This window comes from Paenibacillus sp. FSL H3-0457 (genome assembly GCF_037981725.1).
GTDB lineage: Bacteria > Bacillota > Bacilli > Paenibacillales > Paenibacillaceae > Paenibacillus > Paenibacillus amylolyticus.
Window position 1 is genome coordinate 6,664,406 of the sequence record NZ_CP150283.1, and the last position, 15,627, is coordinate 6,680,032.

The following is a 15,627-nucleotide window of genomic DNA, read 5'->3' on the forward strand; positions in this document are numbered from 1 at the left end:
TTCGATTCCGAACCACTACCTTTTTGCAATGCCATAACGCTCGGATAACGCTTCTCCCAAAATGTTGAACGTAATGACTACGAGCAGAATCAATGCCCCCGGGTAGATCATCAACTCCGGATGACTGCGAATATAACCTGTCCCCTCATGAATCATAGCGCCCCATTCTGCATTCGGTGGTTGAATACCGAGTCCCAGGAAAGACAGAGCAGATATATCCATAATCGCCCACCCCATCTCCAGAGTACCCATCACAACGATCGGACGCTGCACGTTGGGGATGATATGTTTCCGAATAATCGTCCACGAAGAGGAGCCGCTAATCCGCGCCGCTGCGATGAAGTTCCGTTCTTTCAGACTAACGACCATGTTCCGGCAGATACGTGCATAATACACCCACTGTACCATCATGAGTGCTAGAAGCACCTGCATCAAACCTGGACCAAAGATCCCTACAATACCGAGTACCAGCACCAGATTCGGAAACGCCATAATGCCTTCACACAAGCGCATCAACAGACTGTCCACCCAACCACCAAGGTAACCGGAGATTGAACCTACAATGACACCTATGAGCAAAGATGACAGGAAGATCAGGGTAGCAAATCCAAGCGACACTCTCGCTCCATACATCAGCCTAGTGAGATTGTCGCGTCCCAGATGATCCGTTCCGAGCCAATGCTCAAGCGATGGACTCGCCAGCTTCTGCAACAGATTCACCTTCACCGGGTCATGAGGAGCAATCCATGGGGCTAATAACGCGATCACGAAGAAAAGCAATATGATCACCGAGCAGATCTGGATGGCTCTCTGCCCTTTAAATACCGCACGCCATTTGTTTATCAATGTTCTGCCCGTCCTTTCGCTGAAATCCGTGGGTCCATAACGAGCTGCACCAGATCAACGAGCAGATTGCATACGATGAACAGGCAGGCCGCCAGGAAGACATAACATTGAATAACGGGAATATCCCGATTAAATATCGCATCGACAAAATATCGTCCGAACCCAGGCCAGGAAAACACCTGCTCTACAATAATGGTGCCTGTGAGCAGCTTGCCCATACTCATCCCCATTCCTGTAATAAGGGGCGATATGGCGATTTTCAGGACATGCTTGAGCATAATCACTCTTTCGCGAATCCCGCGTGTTCTCGCATACTGTACATATGTCTCCTGCAATTGCTCCAGTACACTGGAACGTAACAATCGGGTGTAGACCGCAATAAGAATCAAGGAGAGAGTAATCGTAGGCAGAACCAGATTCTCCCACGATCCACGCCCCTCCACAGGCAGCCAGTCCAATTTCACTGAGAAAAAGAAGATCAGCAGGTAACCGAGCCAGAATTGCGGAATAGATGCTCCAAAATAGGAAATCGTACGGCTGACCATGTCAATCCAGCTATTCTTATACACCGCCGCCAGTATTCCCAATGGAATACTCACCAAAGCGGATAACAACATACTCCAGAAGGCTAGTTCAGCCGTAGCGGGAATCCTTAGTTTCACTTCATCCCATACGGGTTTGTTGGTGAGATACGAAGTGCCGAAGTCGAGCTTGGCAATCTTCTGAATCGTATGCACATATTGGGTTAACATAGGCTGATCCAGACCGAACTCATGCCGCTTTTGCGCAAGCAGCTCCGGTGTGGGATAGATATGAGCAGCTGTCAGATAAGCCTCGGCCGGATCAACTGGTGATATATGAATAAGCGCAAAGGTAACAAGTGTAGCGATAAAAACGATAGGAATGATCGCGATCATTCGTTTCCCGATATAACTGATCAACAAACTTCCTCCCTTTTATCAAGCTACATGACCTTGCCAAGGCTTTACCACTCCGAAATTAAAGTAAATACAACTTATTGGTTGCCCAATTCAATGCCTACAAACGGATTCTCATCACGGTTTGCCGGGAAAATAAAGTTGGAAATTTTCTTCTGATATACCGCCGTTTTCTTAACATACGAGATGGGGACAATCGCCGATTGTTCCTGGAGTGTTGTCAGGATAGAGCCATACAGCTCCTGACGTTTCGTCTCATCTGTTGATGATAGTGCGGCATGTACCTGCTCGTCCAGTTCCTTTTTCATCGGCAAGGCACTGAGCGTCTCAGAGATACCAAATCCAGGGCTCGCTACAACGTTAATGAAGGAATGTGGATCATACGGAGCACCATAGTTGTACCAGAAATACAGGTCGAAATCATTGGCTTTCAAACGTTTGATCTGTACCGTCAGTTCCAGCCCAGTGAGGTTTACCTTAACCCCAAGCTCGCTCCATTCCGCCTGAATGGTCTCAGCCATCGCTTTCTGAATCGGGTCCGTCTTGTCAAAAATCATTTCGAATTCAAGCTGTTGGCCGTCTTTCTCACGAACGCTACCATTCGCAGGCATCTTCCAACCCGCTTCATCCAATAAAGCTTTGGATTGTTCCACGTTATATTCGATCGGTTTCAGGTCAACATTGGTGTATGGGTAGTTTTTGGATAGTGCCGTATCTGCCGGTTCTTCCAGACCCAGAGTGATGCCTTCCACCATCGCTTTTTTGTTAAATCCTTGCTGGAGCGCCATCCGCACTCTGAGATCAGACAGCTTCGGATTGGAGGAATTCAGCAGCAGATCTCGCGTACCTACCGGATCAGACAGCTGACTCACATATTTATCGTTGTCACGAAGCTGTTGGAACGCATCCAGACTGATCATACCTTCACCATAGATCAGGTCGAGATCACCTTTTTCAAAAGCAAGCACGCGGGTTTCTGCATCAGGGATGATCTTAACCGTAATCTGATCCACCTTCGGTGCGGTTCCCCAATAATTCGGGTTGCGTTTGAAAACAGCATATTCGTCCTGCTTGTAATCAGCCAGCATCCACGGGCCCGTTCCAACTGGCTCTTTGATGCCTTCGGATGTATCTCCGTCATCCGGGAATCCGGCTTCACCCAGGAAGCGGAAAGGACGAACCACAGACAAATCCTGAAGAACAGGATAGTACGGCTCTGTGAGTGTCATACGGAACGTGTGGTCGTCCACAACCTCTGTCTTGTCGAGCACACCTACAATGCCCAGCCAGCTATGTGTAGCTTTATTTTTCATCACAGCGTCAAAATTCTTCTTTACAATCTCAGCATTAAATGGCGTACCATCTGAGAATTTCACACCTTGGCGAAGCTTAAATGTATATACTTTGCCGTCATCGGAGATGGTCCATGATACTGCCAGCGCAGGTTCCAGTTTTCCGTCCTTCTGGTAACTGATCAGTGGCTCATAGAGCATGGATTGGGCAAATAATTGCGAAGGATTGTACGTGTGCGGATTCATTGTACCGATATCACGTGGCCATGACATCGTAATCGACTTCGTAGATGTTTGATCCGAAGCAGCAGATGAGGATTCATCTCCACTTCCTGTATTGCTGCAACCCACAATAACGAATAACAACAAGAGCATAGTTGCCAACGTGAGGGCCGAAGATTTGCGATGTTGTACAGACATGAATGTTGAACCCCTTTTCTCTATTTTATGATAATGATTATCATATTCATCCATTAAGAATAGGCAGGAGCCCTCCTTTTGTCAACAAAATTCGACATGGTATGTGTTGTTACTAAAATAGCCAAAAAACCTTTCCTATGGGAGGAAAGGCTTCTTGACATGAATGTGAATTACAACTAAAAAAATAAGCTCCACCATAATCTGTTATTCCTTGCTCACAGCATGGAAATCACGAAAGTACATATGCAGATATATCACTGAAATCCATCTTCACATACGCCTTCTTGTTTCTCATTTTAAACGTCTACAGCGATGCCCTCATAGAACCGACGAATCACCTGCTCCGCTGGCTTGCCGTAAACACCATATCCATCATCGGTCAGCGCCTCCTTCTCCGCATGCAGATATGCGCTCCAATCCCATAGACCGAATCCGCGTACCCAGTCACGCTGACTGACATCCCGGAACATCGCCTCATAGAAACGCTCTTGTTCCTCCGCACTTACTTCGCCTTCTAGTCCCCAATCGTTCGGTACCTGGGCTGATCCACTGCGGCTGGGACAGCCTGCTTCTGCGAAGAAGAAAGGTTTGCCGTAGGGAGCAATCGCCTGCTCAATTCGATCCAGCTGTGCCTCCCAATCTCCGATGGGATAATAACCACTGGAAGAGATCACGTCCACAGCATCCCACCACTTCACATGATCTTCCTGATATTTGTCCGTGTTGTATGACACCAGTCCCGTATACACTTCACGCACACCAGCGATCACCTCGCGCCACTCTTGATCCCGACGCTCGGATTGCACCATCTCACAGCCAACGATGAACATTTCACACTTTTCCTGCTCTGCAATCGCTGCATAATGCTTCTGAAATGCCGTGTAGCTGCGGAACCAATCCTTCCACTTTGGCTCACACGGCACATCGATATCAAAAAAGTTAATGTGTGCACGCCATGTGCCATCGGTACAGTTGACGGTTGGTTTCAGAATGACACGCAGCCCGAGTGTACGGGCATAACGAATCATGTCCACCAGTTCATCATCATCCACCAGATGTGTGCCCCGATACTTGACCTCTACCGCCTGCGGATGATCCTGATGTGCCGCCAGTGCAAAAATAACATGAGAACTGCCTGTACGTTCTGCCATCAGGCGCAAAGATTCTTTGGCTTCCGGCTTACGGAAGTCACCCTTACCACTCATCCAACCAAATGTAAATCCCTTGATATAATCCATATGCATTACAGCTTGCCCTCTTCATGATCTCCGGCAATAACTTCATCCGTCTCGATCACATAGTTCACGATCTCTTCGATGGTTGTGTAAGCCACGCCCACATACGTGTCGGCGGCGCCGTAATAGATAGCGATACGTCCGGTCTCGGCATCATGCAGTGTTGCACACGGGAAGATGACGTTATCAACGAATCCTTGTTCTTCGTACCATTTTTCCGGTGTCAGTACAAAGTTGGAGGAACGATATTTTACTTTGGATGGCTCATCCAGATCCAGAATGACCGCCCCCATGCTATAGACAAAACCATTACAGGTCCCAGTGACGCCATGGTAGAACATCAGCCAGCCTTCGGACGTTTCGATCGGAGCAGGCCCGCCACCAATTTTGACCGATTGCCACCAGCCTTGGCCGCCCTTGCTCATCACATGACGATGCTTGCCCCAATACACGAGATCCGGGCTTTCACTCAGGAAGATGTCCCCGAATGGAGTGTGTCCACTGTCACTCGGTCTGGACAACATCACATAGTTATCGTTGATTTTGCGTGGGAATAACACGCCATTACGGTTAAACGGCAGCATTGGATTTTCGAGGCGGACAAATGTTTTGAAGTCATCTGTTTTGGCCAGGCCCAGTGCTGCGCCGTAGAAGTCTGTACACCAGATGATGTAATACGTGTCCTCGACTTTGACCAAACGTGGATCGTACGCATAGTTCGGCATAAACGGATCGCCATTTTCATCTACAAATGCAATGCGTTCCTCTTCAATTGTCCACTCCAGACCATCTTCGCTTGCGCCCATGTGAAGGTGTGGACGTCCATTAACGGTTTCGGCGCGGAATACCCCAATGAATTTTCCTTCATACGGTACAACGGCACTGTTGAAAATGCGGGCAACACCTTTGACCGGGTTACGCGGAACCACCGGGTTGGCCGAATGTCTCCATACCGGGCCTTCCGTTCCCTCCGGTTTGGCTTCCCATGGCATATTCGGCAAAGCGTCCCCAACAATGTGTACGTTTTTCGTTTCAGCAACTGACATTTTTCATTTCTCCCTTCGGATTTTATTTAACGGAGCCTTGCGCGAAGCCATTGTAGATGTACTTCTGTAACAACAGGAAGATGATCATCGTTGGAATAATGGCGATCATAATGCCGGCGCTGATGACCTCCCACTGCGATCCGAACGGTCCCTTGAATTTGAACAAGGCGGTGGATATGACCTGTAGATCGGTCTTAGGCATGTAGAGGAACGGTGTGTAGAAATCGTTATAGATGTTCACACCCTTCACGATAATGACCGTTACAATGGCCGGTTTCAGCAGTGGCAGAATGATTTTCCAGTAGATCGTGAAGTACGACGCGCCGTCCAGCATGGCGGATTCATCCAGTGCACTTGAGATGGAGCCCAGGAATTGCAGGAAGATATAAACCGCGATGATATCTGTACCCAGGTACATCACGATGGCCGCCCAGCGCGTGTTGAACAGGTCGAGCGCGTTGATGATCTGGAATGTGGCGACCTGCGTTGTAACACTTGGAATCAGGGTAGCGAGCAGGAATGCCGCGACCATAATCTTCTTACCTTTGAATTTGAAACGATCCAGTACATACGCGATCATGGAACCGGTTAAAGTCGCTCCTATAATGGAGATGATCAGGATAATAATTGTATTTTTGAAACCGACCAGCATGTTACCATCCACAAAAGCCTTCGTATAGTTCGCAAAGTTCAGCCAGTTGGCTGGTGGAGCAAGCGGGCTGCTGGTAGCGTATTCCGCATTCGTTTTGAGAGATGCAAATAGGATGACCACGATGGGCAAAAGCGCGATAAACGCCGCAATAACCAGGGAAGCATATTTAACCACGCTCGCAAGGGTGTATTTGAGTTGTGTCACGTTTATTCCTCCCCTTTCATGGTGACGCGTTGCACAAGCGTAACGAGAATAACGATCAAGAGCAGCACCACAGCCATGGCGGATGCCAGTCCCAGCTTGCCATATTTAAACGCCAAATGAACCGTCTGGATTACAAATGTCATACTGCCGTTGGAACCATCGGTCATGATATATGGTATATCGAACGCACTAATTGCGCCGCTAATCGCCAAGATCAGGTTGAGCTGCAGGATACGTGTAATGCTTGGCAGGATGATGTGGCGGAATTGCTGCCAGCGATTGGCGCCATCAATATCGGATGCTTCATACACATCCTTCGGAATGGAGGAGATTGCACCCAGGAAAATGATAAAGTTGAAGCCCATGTATCTCCATACCGATGCACCTGCGAGTGACACGTTGATAATATTCGGATTACCGAGCCAGAGCTGCGTGTATTGTCCCAGCCCTACAGCATGCATGAGCATATCGAGTGTACCGTCCGGTTTGAAGAAAAAGAGGAAGATAAAACCGATGGCTACCCCATTCAGCAAATAAGGGAAAAACAGTATGCCTTTGAAAAAGTTTTTGCCTCGAACCTTGAAACTCAGAATGGTGGCAAAGTAAAGCGCCAAGCCCATCTGTAAGAACGTAGCCACGAAGTAATACAAGCTGACAATAAATACTTTGAAGTATTCGGGATCACTGAATATGCGCGTGTAGTTCTCAAACCCAACATAATCAAACCTTTTACTGTATCCGTTCCAATCGGTGAAACTGTATTTGAACATGTTGATGACAGGTAAGTATGCAAACGTGAACAGCAACGCCAGCGGAATAATTGAGAAGGCACAGATGATAAATATGCGTTGCGCTGAGTAGCCCCAATTCGAAAGTTTTAAGTACTTCATGCTCTCCACACCTCCAAGCGGTTCTCCCGCCTATATATCGAAAGACTCCCGTCCAATGGAATTCCTGCGGAATAACTGCCGGGGAAGAGCATGGGTACCATGCTTTCAAATACCACATATTCCATACTCCATTCATAAATGGCTTCCTATATCCCCGCAGTCCATTCATCACCTGATCCACTTACGTTAATCCAATTATTTTGTGAGTTCTGCTCTTGCTTTGACCCACTTGTCGTTCAGATCTTTCATGATGTCGTCATACGATTCCTTGCGGTTCCCAATACCTGCTTCGATAATGCGTTTCTTGAAATCAGGCTGCCAGAGACCGATTTCGCCTTCGTTATCAATCTTGTCGACCAGACCTTCCTGACCTTCTTTGGCAGGTGTAAGCGTGGAGAATTTAACGTCTTTATATTGATCCAAAATGGGTGGTAATTCAGCATTCTTGTCTGCATCCATACCGCCACCCTGTTCAACCGCGTAGTTTGATTTCGCCAGGAACCAGTCAATCCAAGCTTTGGCAGCAGGTTTGTTCTCACTGTTCACGTTCATGCCGATGTTATAGTCCGCGGAGAGCGGAACCACAACCTCACTTGCATTCGTAGGGAAAGGAAGGAATCCAATGTCGTCCGGTGTATCCGTCATCCCTTGAATCTGCGTGATGGCCCAAGAGCCCAGTGCCATCGTGGCAATTTTGCCTTTGGCGAGATCCGCTTTGGAGCTTTCCCAGTCGGTTGTTGTTGGATCTTTCTCGATTAGACCGTTCTTGGCTGCATCATAGAGCACTTTATATAGTTCATAGTGCGGCTGACCAGGCACAAAGTTCTCATCTGTATTCGGTTGGTCCACGTTAACGTAATCCACACTGCCTGCAACGGTTGGCAGATCCGATTCCCATTGGGTGAGAGCCCAGCCAGATGCATAGTTGGTGTAGAGCGGAACCGCATCTGTATTGTCTTTGACCAATTGGAGCGCAACCTGGAATTGCTCCGGTGTTTTTGGCAATTCGGTAACGCCTGCGTCTTTGAAGACCTGTTTGTTATAAATGATTCCGGAGAAAGTGATCACGGTAGGGATACCGTAGACCTGACCATCCACCATGCGTTCTTCAATAGCGGTGTATTTGTCTTTCAATTCATCGTACGTGCCGAGTGGCTCGAAAAAGTCCGGGATATCTGCGATCGGAACACTGGTCGGGATCATCAGTACGTCACCATAATCTTTGGTGCTCATACGGATTTTCACTTGTCCTTCGTAGTCGGCCAGCGCCTGAAAGTTTACTTTTACATCAGGATATTCCTTGTTGAATTCTGCTGCGTAATCTTTGAATACGGCATCAACAATATCTGTCCGTTGCGTCAGAACGGTTATTTCACCTTTGATATCTGCCGGATCTGTACTGATCTCCTCCCCTGCCTGCGAAGATCCACCTCCGGATGAACATGCAGCAAGTAGTGAAGTGATGAGTAGCATCGTCAGCAACATCATCCAACCTTTGTTTTTTCTCAATTGTTTCGACCCCTCTCTTAAGTTAATTAAGTTATCGTTAAGGTTACAAAATGAATTCTATTATGGTAACGCTTACCTGTCAATTAAATTATTTATAACTTAACAATAAAAATTGCGATGCATTTCGTTGACATCTGTTTTTCAGAGCACTAATATTATTTAATAAAGTTACCGTTAACTTAACTATATATATTGATTAAACATTTACACGAAACGTAGAGGACAGAAAGAACCTGAAGAAGCAAAGCGTTCGCCTTTATCACCGGAATTTCACCTTTGAAAAAGGGAATCAAAAAAATCTGGGGATAACAGCGATCGGAAGGTTATTCTGTCATCGGAGTGGCCAGTGTAAATATTCTTTAGTTCAATTTATATATTAAGATTTATGTAACACGTTGAAGGAGCGCTCACTTATGAATACAAAAACAATCGAACTTCAATCTGAGATTAAGGCGCATTGGGAGAAGCAGATTTTACCCTTCTGGTCCAACCTTAAAGATACAACCCACGGTGGATTCTACGGTTGGGTTGGCAATGATCTTCAGGTGAATCCACAGGCACCCAAAGGCGGGATCGCCACGGCACGACAACTCTGGTCTTTTGCAGCAGCCTATCGGGTTACCGGAAACGAAAGATGGCGCGATCACGCGGAGCACGCCTATCGTTTTCTCGCTGACCATGTGATGGATACCGAATATAGCGGTATGTACTGGATGGTAGATTACACAGGGGAAGCGCTGGACACGAGCAAACATGTGTATACGCAATCATTCGGTGTGTATTCACTCAGTGAGTACTATCGTGCTACCGGGGATGCTTCTGCATTGGAACTTGCGAAAACGCTTTTTGCTCTTATCGAGGACAAAGGTCTGGACGCCGGACTACCTGCTTACAAGGAACAATTTGATCGCACATGGAAGGAACAGCCCAATGAAATGCTGAGCGAAAATGGAGTGATTGCGGATTACACAATGAATACGCATATCCATGTACTGGAGGCCTACACCACGCTCTATCGCGTGTGGCCGGATCAACAAGTGAAGGCGGCGCTGGAACGCCTGCTCGGAATTCTATATGAACGGGTGTATGACCAAGACACCAAGTTTCTCGGGGTATTTTTCAACAAACAGTGGGAATCCATCATCGATCTGCGCTCGTTCGGACATGACATCGAAGCCAGCTGGCTAATCGACGAAGCACTGAAAGTTCTGGGGATGGAGCAACATCTGGAGTATGCGGCGATGGTAACAGATATCGCCTATAACATCTCCAATGTAGCCGTGAATGCGGATGGTTCCCTGCTCAATGAACAAGAAGGTGAACATATCGATGAGAAGCGAATCTGGTGGGTTCAGGCCGAGGCGATGGTCGGTTTCTATAATGCATATCAGCGTACAGGTGATCCATTGTTTCTGGAGAGAGTGGAACGCTTGTGGACCTATACCAAAGAAAACATCATTGATCAGCGGGCTGGTGGGGAATGGTACTGGTCGGTTGACGGCAACGGTACACCGGATCAGAGCGAAATTGCTGGACCGTGGAAATGCCCGTATCACAATAGCAGATTCTGTATTGAACTAATGGAGAGGATGGGATCAGAATGATACACCCGAAATACAAGGAGTTACTGGAGAAACAGGAACAGCTGCTTACTCGCCCTAATGAGATCAATTCTTCCTTTTACAACGGCATATATGATCGGTACCAATATCCAGTAATCACTCGCCATCATGTACCGCTGCATTGGAGATTCGATCTGGATGAGACGACAAACCCGCATTTCATGGAACGCCTGGGCATTAACGCTACACTGAACCCAGGAGCCATCTATTTCAATGGCAAATACGTCATGGTCATCCGTACGGAAGGATTGGATCGCAAATCAATCTTTGCGCTCGCCGAGAGCGACAATGGAATTGACGGGTTCCGTTTCACGGGTAAACCATTGGTCTGGGATGATATCGATGCGGATGAAACCAATCAGTATGATATGCGCCTCGTTCAACATGAAGATGGCTGGATCTATGGCATCTATTGCTCGGAACGCAAAGACCCTGAGGCTCCTGCATTTGATACATCCAGCGCAGTTGCACAGGCAGGACTGGTTCGGACACGAGATCTCACAAGCTGGGAACGGTTGCCCAACATCACAACGAATTCCCCTCAACAACGCAATGTCGTATTGCACCCGGAATTCGTGGATGGAAAATATGCCTTCTACACCCGTCCACAGGATGGATTCATCTCAACAGGCAGTGGCGGCGGAATCGCCTTTGGTCTGTGTGAGGATATCTTGAACCCTGTCATTCATGAAGAGACAATTATCGACGAACGGCAATATCATACGGTATATGAGGTCAAAAACGGTCAAGGCCCTGCTCCGCTCAAGACGGATCGTGGCTGGATTCACATTGCTCATGGAGTTCGGAACACCGCAGCAGGCCTGCGTTACGTGTTATACACCTTCGCTACGGATCTGAATGATCCGGCGCGTATTATTGCCAAGCCGGGCGGCCACTTCATTGCTCCTTATGACGATGAGCGGGCAGGCGATGTGTCCAATGTTATTTTCTGCAACGGTGCTGTGGTCAATGAGCAGGAAGAAGTCTTTATCTATTACGCTTCCAGCGATACCCGCTGTCATGTGGCAACAACGACTCTGGAGAAACTGGTCGATTATACGTTCAATACACCGGCTGATCCGTATCGTTCCCTGGACTGTGCCAGCCAGCGGGGTCAGCTGATTGAACAGAATGAGAAGCTTTTACAGAAACAATTAACGTAACATCGGTAGAGCGTCCTCTCAGGGAAACCTGCAATGTGCTGAAAATTAGCGAAACAACAGCCAGAATGGCTTTATTCCAAGTGGGTAACGATGTATACTGATATGGATTGTTATTATGTTGGAAGAAAGTGTTCATCATAATGACAGCACATTGTGCCTATACCGGCTTGAAGGAGGCGACCATACTGAAGAACAATATCACCATGCGGGATATCGCCGACAGGCTCGGGGTCAGCAGTGTGACCGTCTCGAAAGCATTGAATGATAAAGATGGCGTGAGTGGCGAATTAAAGGAAAAAATTAAAGTGCTTGCTGTTGAAATGGGCTATCGGTATAATGCTGCTGCCCGTTCCATGAAGGAAGGCTTAACCCATAATATTGGCGTAATTATCCCGGAGCGTTTTACCGGGCCTACGCAGTCGTTCTATGTACGCGTGTTCCAGCGCATCACCAAACATCTGGAGGAACAGGGCTACTACGGCATTCTGCACATTCTGAATGTGGAGGATGAGGAGGAATTAACACTGCCCAAGCTGTACAGCGATAACAAGGTCGATGGTTTCATCGTGCTCGGACAGATTAGCAAAGAGTATATTGAACTGGTGCGATCGATGGAGGTTCCCAAAATGTTTCTCGACTTCTACGATGAACATTCGGACATCGATTCCGTTGTTACCGATAACTTCTACGCTGCCTATGAGCTGACGAACTATCTGGTTCAGCAGGGCCACCGTAACATTGCTTATGTAGGGAACCTGTATTCCACGAGCAGCATCCAGGATCGATTCCTTGGGTACTACAAATCCTTGCTGGAACATCGCTTGCCGATGAATCCGGATCTGGTTCTGAATGATCGGGATGAACGGGGTACGTTTATTGAGATTGATCTGCCGGAACAGCTGCCAACCGCTTTTGTATGCAACTGTGATCAGGTCGCTCATCTGCTCGTTCAGAAACTGACTTCCATGGATATTCAGGTACCTGGCCAATGCTCTGTTGTTGGTTTTGATAATGATATCTATGCCACGCTCTCCGATCCCAAGCTGACAACCGTCGAAGTGGACGTAGAACAGATGGCGCGTACCGCAGTTCAGTCGATGCTCAAAAAGATCGACAACCCAAACCGCAGCTTCGGCCGTGTTCATGTTAAAGGCAATATCATCTATCGTGAATCGGTAAGTGCTGTGTCTGCCTCATCAGATACTATGGATATCTGAATTAAAAAATGAAATCAACGAACACAGATGACTGGCCTTTATCTTACTGGCCAGTCTTTTCTGATGCATTGGAGCTTAACGACGGCGATGATCTGTTGAATCCATCAAAAATGTAGTCGTTCTCCAAATCGAGAGGATGAGGATCAACTCATACACATTGGTTAAAGTACCGGTTTCCACTGGCAGGGAGATTAACTGCCCTACAAACAACAAGGCAGTTCCAACAAACAGCCAAACCCATTTATGTTTGAAAAGAACGACCAGGCTAACAAATAACAGAACAATCCCCACGATGATCACCATCATCGGCGGACCTCCATGACCTTCTGCCATATATCTCAGTACTCCATACTCTTCTATCACCTTGAGATTTTTAACCTCGGATAAAGTAAAACCTACAATCTGGTAGATAACCAAACCTAAAGTTATCAGCCATGCCACCACACTCGTTATACTTCTATTGGCAAACTTGGCACCTGAGCTGCGCAAGATATGGTAGCCAACAAGAATAAGGGTAGGGGTAGCAAAGGCATGTAGCCAAAATCGAAGGCTACTGAGGACCATTAACACTTCCCCATCCCCTATCAAATTACCTATAGCAATAATTCCATTGTCATATGCCAAGCTGAACGCTACAAATAGCTGAAAACTGGAATACGCGAGCCATTGCTTCCTCTGGGTTAAATCGACGGCCATCCAAACAACAAGTATCAAATAAACAAGAGTAAGTACGGAGTATATCCATACATCCAAGCTGCTTCACCATCCTTATTGGTTAATTCTAATAAATTATATTTACCGGTAAGTAAAATTACAAGGCGTACTTGTATAAATGGTTAATTTGTCATAAATTACTCACAAAGGTAATGAAGATAAATAAAGATTCACATCGATCACCGGCGAGACTAACACATGCTGCAGCTGGAGATGATCCACCCTAACAAGGAGTCACTTTTCAAGCGGCCCGCCAAACTGTTTATGGAGCCGATTCATATAAAAAGAGCACTCCCGGCTATCGTAGCTGCAGGAGCACTCTTTTCCTTATTTGAAGAACGTAAAAGCAACAGGTTACTTTGATATCAATAACTTGTCTTCAACCAATTGTCCTTGGACCAGGTCAATTTACCGGAACCCGCGCCATTGGAAGCCGTGAGGCGTGCATTCAACGTAGATGGATCATCCGTGGTATAGCTGTAAGGCAGTGACGAGAAGCCGTTCCAGGAGAACGATTTCACCACGGCCGGGATTGGCGCCAGTGGACTGCCAGACGTATCACTGTTGCCACGGAATGAGCTTCCATCCAAAGAATACATGGTATCGGTCACTCTGATTTTGCCGGTATAGGTTGGATCTGCCGGATCGGTCTGATTGTTGCGAACAGGATACAGAACGTCCTTGATGACTGATTTCTCGACCAATACGGCTCCGCTCTCTGTGGAGATTGCCCCATTGCCAATGATATCGAACTTATAACCTTTGGACGCGATCGCTGTTGCCATCGCCGTTGTAATTTTGGCTTTAGCGGCACGTGCCCCTGTCGAATCCATCACGATGTTGTATGCATGTGCGTTGCCGCCGCGGAGACGTGGCATCCGGTCCTGAATATCCTTGTATAAGTTATGGTGCAGCGTCATGGACAGGTTGGCATTAGCCGATTCCAGGCTGGTCGAACCGACCAGATGTCCTTTCTTTTGTGGTCCTGAGATGGCGATAATATCGGCTTTGCTAAGACCTACCGCACTGCTGCGCAGGTAGTTATACATGGGATAGGAAGCCTTGTTTGCTTCCAATTCGTTAATCTGCTGGGTAACCCAGCTGTTCGAGCTGCCGTCATCCCCTTTGAAGAGGGACCAGGAGATGGTCACGCCGCTGGTTCCTTTTTTCGAATCGACGAGTCCGTCGTAGGCTTTATTAAATGTGCAGTGATCAATCCATACGTTGCTGTTCTCCTCCAGGGTGATGTAATCCCAATCGTTCTTGTCGTAATCACCTTTGGTGGATTCATCCCATTCCCATAACTCATCAAATTCCAGGTTGCGGATAATGACATTTGAGCTTCGTTTCACGCTGATCGCAGCGTGTTTGATTTTGGAGCCGTTAGCGGAGAAAATCGTGAGTCCATTGAAACCGTCAATCGTGAGCTTGCTGACACCGGTCTGTTTTAATACGGGATGCGTCAACGCATCATTATGCTTGGCAAAAGGAGCAGTCTGCGCTGCGCTCGGAATTTCATTCCATCCCAGATTCAGATCGTTCATGATCTCAACAACTTTGACACCGGAGTTCTTTTTCAGAGCCAGTGCCAGATCGGTCGCATTATACACTTTCTTATACGTGGCTGTGTTTGATTCGCTAATGATGCCGCCGCCCGCGTTCCCTTGGGAGAAGCCTGTAAGATTGTAGTCTGCGTTACCCGCTGCCTGCACACTTGCCGGGCCGGACAATAAAGTTAACCCCAACGTTAGAGCCAGGGCTGTGCTGCATAAACTTCGAAATTTAGATTTCATCGATTCCATTCCTCCCAATATATGATGATGACATTCGCCCATCGCTGCCATGACGTGTTACGAAGGACATGTTCTCAATGTACATT

The 15,627-nt window shown here is 47.3% G+C and carries 13 protein-coding genes; 3 read left to right on the forward strand and 10 right to left on the reverse strand.

All coding sequences use genetic code 11. The annotated features are described in order from the left end of the window. Window positions 1-15 precede the first annotated feature (15 nt). The 8 genes from nikC to MHH25_RS29360 all read right to left on the reverse strand — a co-directional run bounded on the left by nikC (window position 16) and on the right by MHH25_RS29360 (window position 9,032). Window positions 16-846: a nickel ABC transporter permease subunit NikC gene (nikC, locus tag MHH25_RS29325; RefSeq protein ID WP_036606611.1), complete on the reverse strand. Its 831-nt coding sequence runs from the start codon at window positions 844-846 to the stop codon at window positions 16-18. Beyond that, a complete protein-coding gene (gene nikB, locus MHH25_RS29330) occupies window positions 843-1,787 on the reverse strand; it encodes a nickel ABC transporter permease subunit NikB (protein WP_076320104.1) in 945 nt (314 codons plus the stop codon). Before nikB ends, nikC begins: the two co-directional genes overlap by 4 nt. Window positions 1,788-1,861: 74 nt before the next feature. Then, window positions 1,862-3,496 (reverse strand): nickel ABC transporter substrate-binding protein, encoded by a 1,635-nt coding sequence (gene nikA, locus MHH25_RS29335; protein ID WP_036606706.1) that lies wholly within the window; start codon window positions 3,494-3,496, stop codon window positions 1,862-1,864. Window positions 3,497-3,792: 296 nt separating this feature from the next. Continuing rightward, window positions 3,793-4,740, reverse strand: a complete 948-nt coding sequence (locus MHH25_RS29340) for a 1,4-beta-xylanase (protein ID WP_218641579.1) — start codon at window positions 4,738-4,740, stop codon at window positions 3,793-3,795. Next, window positions 4,740-5,777, reverse strand: coding sequence for a glycoside hydrolase family 130 protein (locus tag MHH25_RS29345; protein WP_017691679.1), 1,038 nt, complete (start codon window positions 5,775-5,777; stop codon window positions 4,740-4,742). Before MHH25_RS29345 ends, MHH25_RS29340 begins: the two co-directional genes overlap by 1 nt. A gap of 22 nt (window positions 5,778-5,799) precedes the next feature. Further along, the gene (locus MHH25_RS29350; RefSeq protein WP_074092703.1) at window positions 5,800-6,633 is read right to left on the reverse strand and encodes a carbohydrate ABC transporter permease; all 834 of its coding nucleotides are present in this window, start codon (window positions 6,631-6,633) and stop codon (window positions 5,800-5,802) included. Between the two features lie 2 nt (window positions 6,634-6,635). Beyond that, window positions 6,636-7,523, reverse strand: coding sequence for a sugar ABC transporter permease (locus MHH25_RS29355; protein WP_017691677.1), 888 nt, complete (start codon window positions 7,521-7,523; stop codon window positions 6,636-6,638). Window positions 7,524-7,718: 195 nt separating this feature from the next. Continuing rightward, window positions 7,719-9,032, reverse strand: a complete 1,314-nt coding sequence (locus MHH25_RS29360; protein WP_340018731.1) for an extracellular solute-binding protein — start codon at window positions 9,030-9,032, stop codon at window positions 7,719-7,721. Window positions 9,033-9,445: 413 nt separating this feature from the next. Here MHH25_RS29360 and MHH25_RS29365 point away from each other — a divergent pair, with 413 nt between their 5' ends. The 3 genes from MHH25_RS29365 (at window position 9,446) to MHH25_RS29375 (ending at window position 13,034) form a co-directional block, all read left to right on the forward strand. Then, a complete protein-coding gene (locus MHH25_RS29365; RefSeq protein ID WP_340018732.1) occupies window positions 9,446-10,636 on the forward strand; it encodes an AGE family epimerase/isomerase in 1,191 nt (396 codons plus the stop codon). After that, entirely contained in the window at window positions 10,633-11,817 is a 1,185-nt protein-coding gene (locus tag MHH25_RS29370) for a glycosidase (protein ID WP_036671619.1), read from the forward strand. The genes MHH25_RS29365 and MHH25_RS29370 overlap by 4 nt, the downstream gene beginning before the upstream one ends. 140 nt (window positions 11,818-11,957) lie before the next feature. Beyond that, window positions 11,958-13,034: a substrate-binding domain-containing protein gene (locus tag MHH25_RS29375; protein WP_036606594.1), complete on the forward strand. Its 1,077-nt coding sequence runs from the start codon at window positions 11,958-11,960 to the stop codon at window positions 13,032-13,034. Window positions 13,035-13,109: 75 nt separating this feature from the next. Here MHH25_RS29375 and MHH25_RS29380 read toward each other — a convergent pair whose 3' ends face one another. Then, a complete protein-coding gene (locus tag MHH25_RS29380; protein ID WP_051447005.1) occupies window positions 13,110-13,787 on the reverse strand; it encodes a hypothetical protein in 678 nt (225 codons plus the stop codon). A 326-nt stretch (window positions 13,788-14,113) separates the two neighbouring features. Next, on the reverse strand, window positions 14,114-15,541 hold the full coding sequence (locus MHH25_RS29385) for a hypothetical protein (RefSeq protein ID WP_339190704.1): 1,428 nt from the start codon (window positions 15,539-15,541) through the stop codon (window positions 14,114-14,116). Between the last annotated feature and the right edge of the window lie 86 nt (window positions 15,542-15,627).